This is a genomic window from Blastococcus sp. CT_GayMR16 (genome assembly GCF_004570875.1).
GTDB lineage: Bacteria > Actinomycetota > Actinomycetes > Mycobacteriales > Geodermatophilaceae > Blastococcus_B.
This window is the reverse complement of sequence record NZ_SPQK01000002.1, coordinates 1-14,331: the sequence shown is the minus strand read 5'-3', so window position 1 is coordinate 14,331 and position 14,331 is coordinate 1. Positions and strand designations below refer to the sequence as shown.

General features: G+C 73.0%; 16 protein-coding genes. 8 read left to right on the top strand and 8 right to left on the bottom strand.

The features are described 5' to 3' along the window. Nucleotides 1-152 precede the first annotated feature (152 nt). The 3 genes from E4P38_RS02565 to E4P38_RS02560 are packed head-to-tail and all read left to right on the top strand — an operon-like array spanning nucleotide 153 to nucleotide 3,744. Nucleotides 153-965 (top strand): MBL fold metallo-hydrolase, encoded by an 813-nt coding sequence (locus tag E4P38_RS02565; RefSeq protein WP_167760415.1) that lies wholly within the window; start codon nucleotides 153-155, stop codon nucleotides 963-965. Continuing rightward, on the top strand, nucleotides 962-1,597 hold the full coding sequence (locus tag E4P38_RS22740; protein WP_167760414.1) for a VTT domain-containing protein: 636 nt from the start codon (nucleotides 962-964) through the stop codon (nucleotides 1,595-1,597). The genes E4P38_RS02565 and E4P38_RS22740 overlap by 4 nt, the downstream gene beginning before the upstream one ends. Then, on the top strand, nucleotides 1,594-3,744 hold the full coding sequence (locus E4P38_RS02560) for a phage holin family protein (RefSeq protein WP_167760413.1): 2,151 nt from the start codon (nucleotides 1,594-1,596) through the stop codon (nucleotides 3,742-3,744). The genes E4P38_RS22740 and E4P38_RS02560 overlap by 4 nt, the downstream gene beginning before the upstream one ends. 101 nt (nucleotides 3,745-3,845) lie before the next feature. On the opposite strand, the gene E4P38_RS02555 is transcribed toward E4P38_RS02560, so the two are convergent. Next, complete coding sequence (locus E4P38_RS02555) at nucleotides 3,846-4,205, bottom strand: DUF1801 domain-containing protein (RefSeq protein WP_135130168.1); 360 nt, start codon at nucleotides 4,203-4,205, stop codon at nucleotides 3,846-3,848. Nucleotides 4,206-4,214: 9 nt separating this feature from the next. Continuing rightward, a complete protein-coding gene (locus E4P38_RS02550) occupies nucleotides 4,215-4,409 on the bottom strand; it encodes a hypothetical protein (protein ID WP_135130167.1) in 195 nt (64 codons plus the stop codon). A gap of 237 nt (nucleotides 4,410-4,646) precedes the next feature. Between E4P38_RS02550 and E4P38_RS02545 the strand changes: the two genes are divergently transcribed. Beyond that, nucleotides 4,647-5,618, top strand: coding sequence for a glucosyl-3-phosphoglycerate synthase (locus E4P38_RS02545; RefSeq protein WP_135130166.1), 972 nt, complete (start codon nucleotides 4,647-4,649; stop codon nucleotides 5,616-5,618). Nucleotides 5,619-5,730: 112 nt separating this feature from the next. Further along, entirely contained in the window at nucleotides 5,731-6,570 is an 840-nt protein-coding gene (locus tag E4P38_RS02540; RefSeq protein WP_135130165.1) for a glycerophosphodiester phosphodiesterase family protein, read from the top strand. A 15-nt stretch (nucleotides 6,571-6,585) separates the two neighbouring features. Here the strand turns inward: E4P38_RS02540 and E4P38_RS02535 are convergent, their stop codons facing one another. Then, a complete protein-coding gene (locus E4P38_RS02535; protein ID WP_135130164.1) occupies nucleotides 6,586-7,251 on the bottom strand; it encodes an HAD family hydrolase in 666 nt (221 codons plus the stop codon). 169 nt (nucleotides 7,252-7,420) lie between these two features. On the opposite strand from E4P38_RS02535, the gene helR reads away from it, so the two are divergent. Further along, on the top strand, nucleotides 7,421-9,586 hold the full coding sequence (gene helR / locus E4P38_RS02530; RefSeq protein WP_135130163.1) for an RNA polymerase recycling motor ATPase HelR: 2,166 nt from the start codon (nucleotides 7,421-7,423) through the stop codon (nucleotides 9,584-9,586). On the opposite strand, the gene E4P38_RS02525 is transcribed toward helR, so the two are convergent. Next, nucleotides 9,573-10,700: an NDMA-dependent alcohol dehydrogenase gene (locus E4P38_RS02525; protein WP_135130162.1), complete on the bottom strand. Its 1,128-nt coding sequence runs from the start codon at nucleotides 10,698-10,700 to the stop codon at nucleotides 9,573-9,575. The genes helR and E4P38_RS02525 overlap by 14 nt on opposite strands. A 143-nt stretch (nucleotides 10,701-10,843) precedes the next feature. On the opposite strand from E4P38_RS02525, the gene E4P38_RS02520 reads away from it, so the two are divergent. Next, nucleotides 10,844-11,272 carry a DUF5946 family protein gene (locus E4P38_RS02520; protein WP_135130161.1) on the top strand — a complete coding sequence of 143 codons (429 nt, stop codon included), beginning with the start codon at nucleotides 10,844-10,846 and terminating at the stop codon, nucleotides 11,270-11,272. Between the two features lie 72 nt (nucleotides 11,273-11,344). Further along, nucleotides 11,345-12,055 carry a TetR/AcrR family transcriptional regulator gene (locus E4P38_RS02515; protein WP_135130160.1) on the top strand — a complete coding sequence of 237 codons (711 nt, stop codon included), beginning with the start codon at nucleotides 11,345-11,347 and terminating at the stop codon, nucleotides 12,053-12,055. Between the two features lie 5 nt (nucleotides 12,056-12,060). On the opposite strand, the gene E4P38_RS02510 is transcribed toward E4P38_RS02515, so the two are convergent. The 4 genes from E4P38_RS02510 to E4P38_RS23125 all read right to left on the bottom strand — a co-directional run. Then, the gene (locus tag E4P38_RS02510) at nucleotides 12,061-12,672 is read right to left on the bottom strand and encodes a TetR-like C-terminal domain-containing protein (RefSeq protein WP_135130159.1); all 612 of its coding nucleotides are present in this window, start codon (nucleotides 12,670-12,672) and stop codon (nucleotides 12,061-12,063) included. 138 nt (nucleotides 12,673-12,810) lie between these two features. After that, complete coding sequence (locus tag E4P38_RS02505; RefSeq protein ID WP_135130158.1) at nucleotides 12,811-13,143, bottom strand: hypothetical protein; 333 nt, start codon at nucleotides 13,141-13,143, stop codon at nucleotides 12,811-12,813. 45 nt (nucleotides 13,144-13,188) lie between these two features. After that, nucleotides 13,189-14,076, bottom strand: coding sequence for a 1,4-dihydroxy-2-naphthoyl-CoA synthase (locus tag E4P38_RS02500; RefSeq protein WP_135130157.1), 888 nt, complete (start codon nucleotides 14,074-14,076; stop codon nucleotides 13,189-13,191). A 20-nt stretch (nucleotides 14,077-14,096) separates the two neighbouring features. After that, nucleotides 14,097-14,331, bottom strand: a 235-nt coding sequence (locus tag E4P38_RS23125) for a hypothetical protein (RefSeq protein ID WP_209308905.1), incomplete at its 5' end; no start/stop codon positions are given.

Genomic DNA, 14,331 nt, shown 5'->3' with positions numbered 1-14,331 from the left:
CGCGTCGGCACGTGGCGCGCCCTGCCGCGAACACACATCCGATGATCAACTCCGGGGTGAGCGGTCGGGGTTCTCCCCCATTTCTGCGCCGCAGACCCCCAGAGGGACGGCCATCCGTAGGAACTGTCCGCGGGCACGCCGATACTGGCGGCGTGGCGCGCCCCGACCTGCACTTCCTGGGCCACTCGACGGTCCGCGTCGAGCTGGCCGGGCGCACCGTGCTCACCGACCCCCTGCTCGCCGACACGGTCGGGCTGCTGCGCCGCGTCGTGCCGCTCCCCGATCCCGCCACCTGGGCCGGGGTCGACGTCGTCGTGATCAGCCATCTGCACGGCGACCACCTGCACCTGCCCTCGCTGCGCACCGTCGGCCCGAGCACGCGGATCGTCGTGCCGCGCGGCGCCGGTGCGTGGCTGCGCGGCCGCGGCTTCCCGAACGTGAGTGAGCTCTCCGCGGGCGAGACCCTGACCGACGGCGGCCTGCACATCACCGGCGTCCGCGCCGAGCACAGCGGGCACCGGCTCGGCCCGCGGCTCACCCACGGCCCGGCCACCGAGTCGCTGGGCTACCTGCTGGAGGGTGCCGGCAGTTCCGTCTACTTCAGCGGAGACACCGGGCTGTTCGAGGGGATGGCCGTGCTGGCGAAGCGGGCCGTCGACGTCGCGCTGCTGCCCGTCTGGGGCTGGGGCCCCAATCTCGGGCCCGGCCACCTCGATCCGGTCACCGCGGCCGACGCCACCGCGCTGATCCGCCCGAGGATCGTCGTCCCGGTCCACTGGGGCACCCTCGCCGTCGCCGGACTGACCTCGCTGCCCACTCCGCTGCGCGGCCGGATGCGCCGGCTGCTGGTCGACCCACCACGCTCCTTCGCCGCCGAGGTCACCGCCCGCGGGCTCGACGCCCGCGTCGTCGTCACCGACCCCGGGCAGCCCGTCGTCCTCACCGCCCCGGCGGCCGCGGCATGAGCACCGACCTGCTGGCGTCGGCCTGGACCGACGGGTCCGACATCGGCTACCCGCTGCTCTTCGGGCTGGTGCTCCTCGGCTCGATCCTGCCGGTGGTGCCGACCGGCGCCGTGGTGGGCGCCGGGGCCGCCGTCGCGACGACCACCGACCACCTGTCGCTCCCGGCGGTGGTGCTCGTCGCCACCGCCGCCGCGCTGGCCGGCGACCTCGTCACCTTCGCCATCTGCCGGTTCGGCGGGCCGTCAGCGGTGCGCTGGATCGCCCGCGGGCAGCACACCGAGCGCATCGACGAGGTGCGCGACCAGTTCCGGCGGCACGGCTGGCAGATCATCGTCGTCGGCCGGCTGCTGCCCGCCGGCCGCATCCCCGTGCTGCTGGCCGCGGGCGCGCTCGCCTACCCGTGGCGGCGGCTGGTTCCTGCCGCGACCCTCGCGGCGCTGCTCTGGGCCATCGCCTACGCGCTGCTCGGCGTCCTCAGCGGCGGCATCTTCGACTCCCCGCTGCTGGCCACCCTCCTGGCGACGCTGCTGATCCTCGTGATCGGCGCGGTGCTGAACCTGGTGAGCGCCCGGCGCCGGCGGCACGCCACCCCCGTCGAGCAGACGACCCCGGAACGCTGCGAGTCGACGTGACCGGTCCCGCCACGCACGGCCGGCTCCTGCGGACCGGTCGCACCGTCGCCCGCGTGGTCATCACCTGGGCCGCCGTCACCGGTGCGCTGGTCGCGCTCAGCAACTGGCTCGACGGGTTCGCCGTCCCCTCGTGGTGGCAGGCCCCGGTCATGGCCCTGCTCCTCGGCCTGCTCAGCGCCGTGGCGTGGCCGCTGGTCATGCGGGTGGCGCTGCCGGTCGCGCTCTTCACCCTCGGCCTGAGCAGCTTCCTGCTCTTCGGCGCCGCTGTGCTCGCGCTGTCCTTCGCCGTCCCCGGCGTCTACGTCGCCGACCTCGGCGTCGCGGTGGTGGTCGCCGTCGTGCTCTCCGCGGTGTCGGGAGTGGTCAGCAGCCTGCTCGCCGTCGACTCCGACGAGCTCTTCTTCCGCCGGGCCCGGCGCAAGGCCCGCGCGACGGACGGCGACGGCGAGCGGCCCCCCGGCGTGCTGTTCCTGCAGATCGACGCGCTCTCCTACGACACCGCCCGTCGCGCCGTCCGCGACGGCTCGATGCCGAACCTCGCCGCCTGGCTGCGCGCCGGCAGCCACACGATGACCTCCTGGCACACCGACTGGAGCTCGCAGACCGGCGCCGCCGTCAGCGGCATCCTGCACGGCTCCAACCACGACATCCTCGGGTTCCGCTGGTACGAGAAGGACCGCGACCACATCACCCGCGTCTCCCACCCCGTCGACGCCGCGGAGGTCGAGCGCCGGCACTCCGACGGCCGCGGCCTGCTCGCCGGTGACGGCGCCAGCCGCGGCAACCTGTTCACCGGCGACGCCGCGCACATCAGCCTCACGATGAGCTCCCTGTCCCACGTCGTCCCCGCGGGCTCCCGGCGGACGCGGCGCACCCGCGACCGGGTCGGCTCGGGCTACTACGCGTACTTCGCCAGCCCGGTGAACGCCATCCGCACCATCGGCGTCTCGGCCGTCGACATCCTCCGCGAACTGTCCGCGGCCGCCCGCGAGCGCCGCGACGACGTCCGCCCCCGGGTGTCCCGCGGCGGCATCTACCCGCTGGCCCGGCCCGGGGTCACGGTGATCTCCCGCGACGTCGTCGTCTACGCCCTGCTCGAGGACATGCTGGCCGGTCACTCGGTCGCCTACGCCGACTTCCTCGGCTACGACGAGGCCGCCCACCACGGTGGGCTGGAGCGCGCCGACAGCCTGGCGGTGCTGCACAGCATCGACCAGCAGCTCGGCCGCCTCTACCGCGCCAGCGCGCTGGCGCCGCGCCGCTACCACCTCGTCGTCCTCTCCGACCACGGCCAGACCCAGGGCTGGGCGTTCACCGACCGGTTCGGGGAATCGATCGAGGAGCTGGTCGGCCGGTTGTGCGGCTCGACGGTGGAGCCGCGCAAGCGACACCTGACCGGGCCCAAGGACAGCCGCCGGACGACGGAGGGCTGGCAGGTGACCGCCGCACTCGGCGAGAGCGCCGGACCCATCGCGCGGCGGCTGCGCCAGCGCGCCGAGCGCGCCCAGGACTCCCGGCACGACCACGAGCTCGTCCCCGGGGAGGCCGGCGAGGTGCCGCGGGTGGCACCCGGCGTCGTCTGCGTGGTGTCCGGCCACACCGCGATGGTGTCCTTCGCCGATCTGCCGGGCCGGGTGTCGATCGAGGAGATCGAGCGGCACTGGCCCGACCTGCTGCCCGGGCTGGTCGACCATGACGGCGTCGGCTTCCTGCTGGTGCACTCCGACGAATTCGGCCCGGTCGTGCTCGGCCGCTCGGGGCTGCACCGGCTGGCGTCCGGCGTCGTCATCGGGAAGGACCCGCTGCTGCCCTACGGCGAGCACGCCCGCGACCTGGTCGCCCGCGTCTCGTCCTTCCCGCACTGCGCCGACGTCGTCATCAACAGCCGGTACGACCCCGACACCGACGAGGCCTCGCCGTTCGAGCCGCACGTCGGCTCCCACGGCGGGCTGGGCGGGCCGCAGCAGTTCGGCTTCCTGACCCATCCGCGGGCATGGACACCGCCCGGCGAGATCGTGGGTGCGGAGCACCTGCACCGCGTGCTGCGCGGCTGGCTCACCGACCTCGGCCACCCGGAGCCCACCGGCGAGGGTGCCGCGATCGGCGAGGAGAGCCCGCTGGGGCTCGCGACGCCCGTGGTCCGTTAGCCGACGCCGTCCGGTCCCCGCGCTCTTGCGGTGCTTCCCCCGCATTCACGCTGTTGCCCCGCCGCGAGAGCGGCTGCAACGGCGCGAGAGCCGTGCGCAGCTCAGCCGACGCCGGCCCGGCGCTGCTGCAGCATCGCCGCGAGCACCCGCTCGAAGAGTTCGTACGGAACGGCGTCCAGCGGCAGCCGCATGGTGTCCTTGGCACCGCGGAAGGGCTCGACGTCGCGCGCGAGGTCGTCGTCCATCGCCGGGAGCGGATAGACGCCGATGTGCTTCTTCCAGGCCGCGACGTGCAGCAGCGGCTGACCGTCGAGGAGAAACGTCGGCATCGCGTAGCTGATCGTCTCGCCGACGTCGGGCACGACCGTGCGGACCGACCGCCGGATGCCCTCCAGCAGGGGCCGGACGTCCTCCGGCAGTGCCGCGATGTACTCGTCGACGTCGGCGAACGTGGTGGCCATGCGCCGTTCCTACCGGGTCGTGACCGCCTGCGACAGCTCCACGGTCACGATGCCGGGGACGCTCCCGTCGGTGGGGCCGGTCGTCAGGTTCCCGAAGGCGCCGAGTCCGGCAAGGGCGAGGGTGCCGCCCAGGACCGCGAGCGTGGTGGCGAGTCGCGCGCCGGTGACGCTGCGGCTGAGAGCGGCGTCGGTGCGGATCGTCACGTGGTCTCCTCGGTCCTGGGCGGGCTACTTCCCCCTTGGCCTTGCAGAGACGACTCTGACGGGTCAACCGCAGGGCGACCGCCGGGAAACCGCAAGGAATGCGCAAGATGCGGGCGCCCGGCGGAAAGCTTCCTGCGGCGGGTATGTCGCCGGCACGGCGGTGACGAACAGGTGAACTGCATTGCATTTCCGCGGGCCGTTCTGGCTGTTTCGGCAATCCTGGTCGACAGTGAGGTGATGAGACCCGACGCCCGCGCCTGGTTCGAGCACCGGACGACGTCCGCCGCTGCCCTGGCGGAGCTGGATCTCGATGCCCTGCTGCGGGCCAAGCGGCGCGGTGGCCATCGGGTCAGCGTCGTCCTCCCGGCGCGGAACGAGGCCGCCACGGTCGGCGATCTGGTGGCCGACCTGCACGAGCGGTGGGTGCGCCGGGTGCCCCTGGTCGACGAGCTGCTGGTCATGGACTCCGACTCCACAGACGACACCGCGGCCGTCGCCCGGGCGGCCGGCGCCGACGTCGTCGCGACCACCGACGTCCTCTCCGCGCACGGCACCCGCCCCGGCAAGGGCGAGGCGCTGTGGAAGTCACTCGCCGCCACCACCGGCGACCTGGTCGTCTTCCTCGACGCCGACCTGCTCGGCGACGTCGCCCACTTCGTGCCCGGCCTGCTCGGCCCGCTGCTGGCCGATCCCCAGGTCGCCTACGTGAAGGGCTGCTACACGCGGCCGCTCGAGGTCGACGGCGTGGTGCAGCCTGCCGGTGGCGGGCGGGTCACCGAGCTGACCGCCCGGCCCCTGCTCAACGCGCTGTGGCCCGAGCTCGCCGGCTTCGTCCAGCCCCTCGGCGGTGAGTACGCCGGCCGCCGCTCCGCCCTGGAGCAGGTGCCGTTCGTCTCCGGATACGGGGTGGAGATCGGGCTGCTCATCGACCTGCTGGAGCTCGGCGGGCTCGGCTCGCTCGCACAGGTGGACCTCGGCGTCCGCCGGCACACGTCGCAGGGCGAGGAGGCATTGGGGGCGATGGCCGCCCAGGTGGTCTCCGCCGTCCTCACCCGCGCCGGGGGGCCGGATGCGAGCGGCCTGCTCACCCAGTTCCGGCACGACGGGGTGGGCTTCGTCCCGCGCAGCACCGCCGTCGCCGTGGACGAGCGCCCCCCGATGGAGACCGTCCCCGAGTACCGCTCGCTCTGGGCGGGAATGGTCGGCTGACGGTCGAACGGTGGTGCGGGTGGCCGCTGGGACGGATGGGGCGGGCCCGCTCGCGGAGGCGCGGACCGGCAGGGGAAGATCGCGTCGTGCCGGTCGCTCCCGTTCCGCTCCGGTGACCGGTCCGGAGGTCGTCGCCCACCGCGGCGCGACCGCGGAGGCACCCGAACACACCCTCGCCGCCTACCGCCGAGCCGCCGAGATCGGCGCCGACGCCGTCGAGTGCGACGTGCGCATGACCCGCGACGGTGTCCTGGTGTGCGTGCACGACCGGCGGATCGCCACCACGTCGAACGGCCGCGGCGTCGTGTCCGCGCTGCACCTCGACGAGCTCGAGCAGTTCCACTTCGGTGCCCGCCGGTCGTCTCCCCGCAGCCGCTGGGGCGGTGACGAGATCACCGCCGTCAACGACGAGCCCGACGTGGAGAGCGGTCTGGTGCTCACCCTGGAGCGGCTGCTCGAGTACATCAGCGCCAGCCCCGGCACAGTGCGCCTGGCGATCGAGACCAAGCACCCGACCCGGCACGCCCGGAAGGTGGAGGAGGCGCTCGTCGCCTGCCTCGAGCGGTTCGGCATGATCCGCAACGGCACGCCGGTCGAGTGGGCCGGGAAGCCCGCCGTCCGGATGATGAGCTTCTCCCAGCTGGCGGTGCGCCGGATGGCGGACCTGGCCCCCGGGATGCCGACCGTGCAGCTCATCGGCAAGCGGCTGCGGCCCGTCCGGCGGGAGCTCCTGCTGGGCAGCGCGACGGCCGTCGGGCCGGGCATCTCGCTGATCCGCTCGGACCCGGACTACGTCGCGGCCGCCCACGCCGCCGGCAAGGAGGTGCACGTGTGGACGGTGAACACCGCCGCCGACATGGACCTCGTCCGCGAGCTCGGCGTCGACGCCGCCGTCACCGACAATCCGCACGCGATGCTGCGCCGACTGGGTCGCGACGCCCCGACGAGCTGACCCGGCCTCCTCCGCTCAGGCGAGATCGGTGTCGTCCAGCGCCGCGGTGAGGTCGGCGGGGGTGTCGTAGATGGCGACCGCGCCGGCATCGCGCAGTTCGTCGTCCCCGAATCCCCCGGAGCGGACGACGATCGCCGGCATCCCGGCGTTCTTGGCCGCCTCCACGTCGTAGACCGAGTCGCCGATGACGACGCTCGGGGCGTCGGTGGGCTCGCCGATCTTCTCCAGGGCCACGTGCAGGAGATCCGGCGCGGGCTTGGTCTCCTCGACGTCCTCACTCGTCGTCCAGCCGTCGACGACGTCCCGGACGTCGAGCATGTCCAGCGCGTGGTCGACGTGGTGCGGCTTGCCCGAGCTGGCCAGCACCACCCGGTGCCCCCGCTCCTTGAGCGCCAGGATCAGCTCGCGGGCGCCGGGCAGCAGGGCGACCTCGCCCATCAGCGGGTCTGCCTCCTTGACCCAGCGTTCGCGCACCTCGTCGCCGATGCGGGCCTCGACGACGTCCCCACCGAGGGCGGCCACGAGCTGGTCGCCGCCCATGCCGATGAGCCGGTGGATGCGCCAGATCGGGAACGTCTCCCCCAGCGACCGGAACGCCCGGTACCAGGCCAGCGCGTGCTGGTAGTTGGTGTCGACGAGGGTGCCGTCGACATCGAGGACGGCGATGCGCTGCTCAGTCATGGGCGGAGGCTGCCCAGCTCGCGCGGTTTGTGCACATGAGTCCGGGGGGGCGGGGCCCGCGCAATGGTTGCGCGCCTCTCCGCCACCTCATGTGTAGCAGAAATCGGCGTCGCTCATGAGCCCGAAAATTTCGGTCTATGGTCGCCCATCTCAGATCGGAGCTGATGCCGTGACTTCCCCTCCCACCAGCGCGTTCGACCTTCCCGACAGCCTCGCCACCAAGGCGGATCCGACCCTGATCGCCGCCGACGACGCGCACTTCGCCGCCATCGCCGAGAGCCTCGCGCAGTCGATCGCCGACCTCACCGACCGGCTTGATGCCGAGCGCAGGACGCCCGGCGGCATCGGCCAGGAAGCCCTGGACCGGGACCTGGAGATCCACCGGCTGACCGGCCGCCTGCGCATCCTGCGCCGTTTCGGGCTCGACCTGTCCCTCGGCCGCATCGTGCACGCGGCCGAGCCCGAGCCGGTGTACATCGGACGCCTCGGGCTCACCGACAGGGCGGGTCGCCAGCTGCTGCTCGACTGGCGCCTGCCCGGGGCCGAGCCGTTCTTCGGCGCGACCCACGCCAACCCCATGGGTTTGGTGAGCCGCCGCAGGTACCGCTGGATCCGCGGCCGCGTCACCGACTACTGGGACGAGGTGTTCGCCCGTGATGAGTTCGGGGGGATCGAGGCGTTGGAGAGCAACGCAGCGCTCGACGACCAGTCCGCGTTCATCGCCAGCCTGGGGAGCAACCGCTCGGCCCGGATGCGCGACGTCCTCGGCACCATCCAGGCCGACCAGGACGCCATCATCCGGGCGGGATCGGCCGGCGCCCTCGTCGTCGACGGCGGTCCCGGCACGGGCAAGACCGTCGTCGCCCTGCACCGCACCGCCTACCTCCTCTACTCCGACCCGCGCCTGGGTCACCACCGGGGCGGGGTCCTGTTCGTCGGCCCGAGCCAGCCCTACCTGGCCTACGTCTCCGACGTCCTTCCCAGCCTCGGGGAGGAGGGCGTGCAGACTGCGACCCTGCGCGACCTCGTCCCCCAGGGGCGCGACGCAGGCATCGAGATCGACCCCGACGTCGCTCGCCTGAAGTCGTCCATGGCCGTCGGCTCCGTGATCGAGGCGGCGGCCCGGTTCTACGAGGAGCCGCCCGCCACGGGGATGACGGTCGAGACCGACGCGGGTGATCTCCGGCTGAGCGCCGCCGACTGGGCCGAGGCGTTCGCGTCTCCCGACCCGGGCACCCCGCACAACGAGGCACGCGACCTGGTCCTCGAGCAGCTCCTCACGATCCTGGTGGACTCCTACGACGGCGAGGAGGACGACGACCTGCTCCGGAAGTCGTTGCAGCAGAACCGGGAGCTGCTCGCCGTCTTCAACCGGGCGTGGCCGCTGCTCGAGGCGACCGACGTCGTCGGGGACCTCTGGTCGGTGCCCGCCTACCTGCGGATGTGCGCTCCGGAGCTCAGCGCCGACGACGTCCGGACGCTGCAGCGCACCGACCCCCAGGCCTGGACGGTGCCCGACCTGCCGCTGCTCGACGCGGCACGGCAGCGGCTCGGCGACCCGGAGACGTCGCGGCGCAGGCGCCGGGCGGAGGCCGCGGCCGCCCTCGAACGCGACCGCATGGCCGGCGTCATCGACGAACTGATCGCGGCCGACGACTCCGAGCTGCTGCTGATGACGAGCCTCCGCCACGGCGACCTGAGGGACGCCCTGGTCGACCAGGCCGCGCTGCCCACCGCGGACCCGGATGTGCTCGCCGGCCCGTTCGCGCACATCGTCGTGGACGAGGCCCAGGAGTTGACCGACGCCGAGTGGCAGATGCTGATGCTGCGCTGTCCATCGGGCAGCTTCACCGTCGTCGGCGACCGCGCGCAGGCCCGGCACGGGTTTCCCGAGTCGTGGCGGGAACGGCTGGAACGGATCGGACTACGTGACATCCACCTGGCGTCGCTGACCATCAACTACCGGACGCCGGAAGAGGTCATGGCCGAGGCCGAGCCCGTCATCCGGGCCGTGCTCCCCGACGCCAACGTGCCGACCTCCATCCGCAGCAGCGGCATCCCCGTCCTGCACGGGGCTGCGTCGGAGCTGGGCACGATCATCGACACCTGGCTCGCCGAGCACGCCGAGGGGATCGCCTGCGTCATCGGCGATCCCTCCTTCCGGGGGACCGCCCGCGTCCGGTCGCTGACCCCGGAGCTGTCGAAGGGTCTCGAGTTCGACCTGGTCGTCCTCGTCGACCCGGACGAATTCGGCACGGGCATCGAAGGCGCGGTCGACCGCTACGTCGCGATGACCCGGGCGACCCAGCGACTCGTCGTCCTCACGAGCTCCTGACGGCGGCGTGCTCGAGCAGGCCCCGCACGGTGAGGCCGGCCGCCTGGTCGCGGTAGCCCTCGTTGAGTTGCTCCAGCGAGTAGCGCCGGGTGATCAGCCGGTCGAGCTCGAGCCGCCCCTCCTCGTGCAGCCGCAGCAGCATCGGGATGTCGCGGAACGGGTTGCACGAGCCGAACAGCGAGCCCTGGATGCGCTGCTCGAAGACCGTCGCCAGCTGCCCGCTCAGGGTCACGTTGCCGTCGGAGACCCGATCCCCGAGGGCGGTGAGCACGAGCGTGCCGCCCTTGCCCAGGCACGTCATCGCCCCGGTCATCGCGTCGGCCGACATCTTCCCGACCGTGACGATGACGACGTCCGCGCCGGTACCGCGCGACAGCTGACGAGCCAGTCCCGCCGCCTCGTCGGCGCTCGCGACGGTGTGCGTGGCGCCCACCGACTCGGCGAACTCCCGCTTCAGGGCGACCGGGTCGACGCCGACGACGTGCATCGCCCCGGCGTGCACCGCGCCCTGCACCGCGTTCGCACCCACGCCGCCGAGACCGACGACGAACACCGTGTCCCCGGGCCGCACGCCCCCGGAGTAGACCGCCGAGCCCCATCCGGTCGGGACGCTGCAGGCGACCAGCGCGGCCGTGTCGAGCGGGATCCAGGGGTCGATCTTCACGCAGGAGAACTCGCTGAGCAGGGTGTGCTCGGCGAAGGCGCCGACCATGCAGAACCCTCCCAGCGGCTCGTCGTCCAGCCGGAAGGGGAACGTGCCGCTCGGCAGCTGCCCGCTGGCGATGGTGGCGCCCTTGTCGCAGAGGTTCGACCGGCCGGCGGCACAGAACCGGCAGTGCCCGCAGGCGGGCAGGAAGCTGGTGACGACGTGGTCGCCGGGCGCGACGCCGGTCACGCCGGGGCCGACGGCCTGGACGACGGCGGAGCCCTCGTGGCCGCCGACGATGGGGTACCGCCCCCCGGGGTTGGAGTGCCGGAGGTGCTCGTCGGAGTGGCAGAGGCCGGCGTACGCCATCTCGACCAGCACCTCGCCCGGCCCCGGGTCCAGCACCTCGAGGTCGACGATCTCGTACTCGGTCTCCGCCTGACGCAGGACCGCTGCTCTCGTCCGCACGGGGCGGCTCCCTTCCTCTGCTCGTCGGCCGTGGGCCGGTCTCGTCGGCCGTGGGCCGGTCGACCATGCTGCCTGGGCCCGGTCGCCCGCCGACGGCCACCCCTCGACCCGCGCCCCTGGCCCGGGTGCGGCACCATCGGGAGGTGCCTCCCGTCGATCCGCCCCAACCGACCGAGGCCTGCCCCGGCTGCGGCGCCGTCCTGGTCCGGCTGACCGAGGACACCACGCCGTCCCACCCCGGTGCGTCGACGTCCTGCACGCGGCTGTTCGAGGTGACCCTCCGCGGGCTGCGGGAGGAGGCGGGGCCGGACGCGGGCGCCGCGACGGTGGTCCGACTTGCCGACGCCGCCTATGACGCTCAACACCCTGACCCGGCCGACCCGGACCGCCTGCGGACGGCGCTCGAGGCGCTCGAGGTGGCGCCGGCGACGGGACGCACCCCCGGTGCCTGGCGGACGACGATCGCCGATGTCGCCGCTGACCTCGACGTCATCGACCTGCGGGTGCTGGTGGAGGCGTGGGCCCGCTCGGTGAGCGAGGACTGGACGGCCGTCGGCGCGCTCCGGCACTGACAACACGGGCAATAACGGCACTCGTCCGTCCGTCATCCAGCGCCGACCACGGACCGTGGCTATGCTGCGACGGTGGGTGAACTGACGGACCGTCGAGCACGGAAAAAGGCACTGACCCGAGAGCTGATCCGGTCGGTCGCCCGTCGACTGTTCGACGAGAACGGCTTCGAGGCCGTCACGATCGCCGACATCGCCCGCGCGTCCGACGTCGCCGTCCAGACGGTGTTCAACCACTTCGCGACGAAGGAAGACCTCTTCTTCGACGGACGCACGCCCTGGGTCGACGCCCCCGCCCAGGCGGTGCGCCTGCGCGAGGCCTCGGTCGCGCCGCTGACGGCACTGCGGTCGCAGCTGGTGGACCTGGTGGCCGAGCTCGTCGGCTCCCTGCGCTGCCCGGAGCGGCGCCGCTACATCGCCACGCTGGACGCCTCGGAGGCACTGCGGGCCTACGAGCGCGGGCTGGTCCACCGGTCCGAGGAGCAGCTGCGCCAGGCCCTGCTGGAGGCCTGGTCCGCCGACGACGCCATCAGTCCGTCCGACCCGGACGCCGCCTCGAGACTCATCGCAGCCGTCTGGCTCGCGGCGGGCCGCTCACTCGTGGTGGGTCAGCGCCCCCGGGTGACGGGGGGTGCCGACCCCGACCTGTCCGCCGCGGCCGTGATGGACCTGGCCGACCGGCTGCTCCGCGAGATGGAGACCACGGCGAACGTGCTCCACGGCCCGGGACCTGCGCTCCCGACGGACACCGGCTGGCCCGAAGCAACCGTCCGCCGGGCGGGCTGAGGGGCTCAGACCGGGGCAGGCTCCGGCTGGATCGCGTGCGCCGTCGGGGTGGCGATCGGCAGCAGGACGTCGTCCACAACGCGTTCGACCTGGTCGGAGGTCATGGCGCCGTCTCCGGCCGCCGTGTAGCGCTGCCACCAGAACGCCTCGAGCACCGAGCCGAGCAGGGCCAGCCGGTTGACGTCGATCGACTCCCCGCGTTGGGCGGCGCGCGCACCGATGTCGGCGACCGCCGACGCGAGCGGCCGGACCAGTGCGTCGTCCAGGCCGGCGCGCAGCTCCTCCTCGTGGCGGGCGGCGCCGACGATGCTGGCCACCGCTCGCTCCTCGCGGTCCAGCGGCCCGGTCCACCGGCTCACCAGACCGACGAGGTCCTCGCGCAGCGAATCTCCGGCCGGCGGCGGCGTGACCAGCGTGAACCGGCTCACCGCGGACCGGGCAAGAGCCGCCATCGTGGGCCACCGGCGGTAGATGCCCGCCTTCCCGGCTCGCGCACGGGCAGCGATCCGGTCGCTGTTGAGTCGACCCCACCCCTCCTCGGCGAGGATGTCGACGGCGACCGAGATCAGTTGCTCGGACAGCTCGCTGCTGAGGGGCCGCCCGGGTGTCCCGGTCATGACGGGATTCCGTGACGCGTGGTCATACGCACCGCGACATCCTGGCGCGTCGGTGGAGCGACCACAATGACTCCGGCCGAGGAACCGTTGACAATCTCAAGTCAGTGACGGTCGGTGGGGGTGCCGTTCACGCGTCGCTCAGGCCCCCGCGGCGCTCTCGATCTGGACCTGCACGCTGGCGCCGTCGTCGGACAGCCACCCCTTGCCGCGCGCGTGACCGATCATGGAGTCCCACCGGGCCGACCAGTCGGCGGCCGTGGCGCGCGGTTCGGCGGCGGCCCGCAGGGCGGCGGTGTCCAGGAACGCGGTGTCCGCGTCCTTGAGCCGGCCGAGCCCGGCCCGTTCGAGCACCTCGGCGGCCTCCTCGTCGGTGACCTCGCCCAGGGCCAGGTGCAGCGACGTGAGGTTGTCGACGTCGACGACCCGCGCCTCTGGACGCTCCTCCGCGCCACCTACCACCTCGACGATCACGGCGACCTCCTCATGCTCATGGGGCCTTTATGGCCATAACGGCCCTCAGACATGCCACGGGAAGCGGCTGAAGTCGGGATCGCGCTTCTCCAGGAAGGCGTCCCGGCCCTCGACGGCCTCTTCGGCCATGTACGCCAGCCGCGTGGTCTCCCCGGCGAACATCTGCTGGCCGACCAGACCGTCGTCGATCAGGTTGAACGAGTACTTGAGCATGCGCTGGGCGGTGGGGCTCTTGGCCACGATCCGCTTCCCCCAGTCCAGCGCCGTGGCCTCGAGGTCCGCGTGCGGCACGACCCGGTTGACCATGCCCATGCGGTGGGCGTCCTCGGCGGAGTACTCCTCGCCGAGGAAGAAGATCTCGCGGGCGAACTTCTGCCCGACCTGACGCGCCAGGTACGCCGAGCCGAAGCCGCCGTCGAAGCTGCCGACGTCGGCGTCGGTCTGCTTGAAGCGGGCGTGCTCGGCGCTGGCCAGCGTCAGGTCGGAGACGACGTGCAGGCTGTGCCCGCCACCGGCCGCCCAGCCGGGGACGACGCAGATGACGACCTTGGGCATGAACCGGATCAGCCGCTGCGCCTCGAGGATGTGCAACCGGCCGCTCGAGCCAGCCGCGTGCTCGTAGCCGTACTTCCCCCGCACCCGCTGGTCGCCGCCGGAGCAGAAGGCCCAGCCGCCGTCCTTGGGGCTCGGGCCGTTGCCGGTGAGGATCACGCAGCCGACGTCGGTGGCGAGCCGGGCGTGCTCCAGCGCGGTGATCAGCTCGTCGACCGACTGCGGGCGGAACGCGTTGCGCACCTCGGGCCGGTCGAACGCGATCCGGACGACCCCGGCGTCGACGGCGCGGTGATAGGTGATGTCGGCGAAGTCGAAGCCGTCCACCGGCTGCCATGCCGAGCTGTCGAAGATCTCGGAGACGTCGTCGCGGGCGCTCATGCGCTCGAACCTAGCGGCCGTCAGAGTCCCGGCAGCTTGGGGAGCGATCCGGTCACCGGCGCGGTCAGGCTCGTCAGGACGCCGTTGATGATCTGGCACGGGCAGGGATAGCCGTTCCCGTCCTTCGTCGGCGCGGGTGCGGGTGCGGGTGCCGGGGCGGGTTTGGGGGCGGGCGCGGGCTGCTGTTGCGGTGCTTGCTGCTGCGGGGCCGCCGGTTGCTGCTGCGCCGGCTGCTGGGGCGCAGCGGCCGGCGCC

Excerpts from the sequence above, each read along its gene's own strand:
- E4P38_RS22740 (WP_167760414.1), top strand. The coding sequence starts at position 962 with ATGAGCACCGACCTGCTGGCGTCGGCCTGGACCGACGGGTCCGACATC.
- E4P38_RS02555 (WP_135130168.1), bottom strand. The coding sequence starts at position 4,205 with ATGGCCACCACGTTCGCCGACGTCGACGAGTACATCGCGGCACTGCCG.
- E4P38_RS02545 (WP_135130166.1), top strand. The coding sequence starts at position 4,647 with ATGAGACCCGACGCCCGCGCCTGGTTCGAGCACCGGACGACGTCCGCC.
- E4P38_RS02535 (WP_135130164.1), bottom strand. The coding sequence starts at position 7,251 with ATGACTGAGCAGCGCATCGCCGTCCTCGATGTCGACGGCACCCTCGTC.
- E4P38_RS02510 (WP_135130159.1), bottom strand. The coding sequence starts at position 12,672 with ATGACCGGGACACCCGGGCGGCCCCTCAGCAGCGAGCTGTCCGAGCAA.
- E4P38_RS02500 (WP_135130157.1), bottom strand. The coding sequence starts at position 14,076 with ATGAGCGCCCGCGACGACGTCTCCGAGATCTTCGACAGCTCGGCATGG.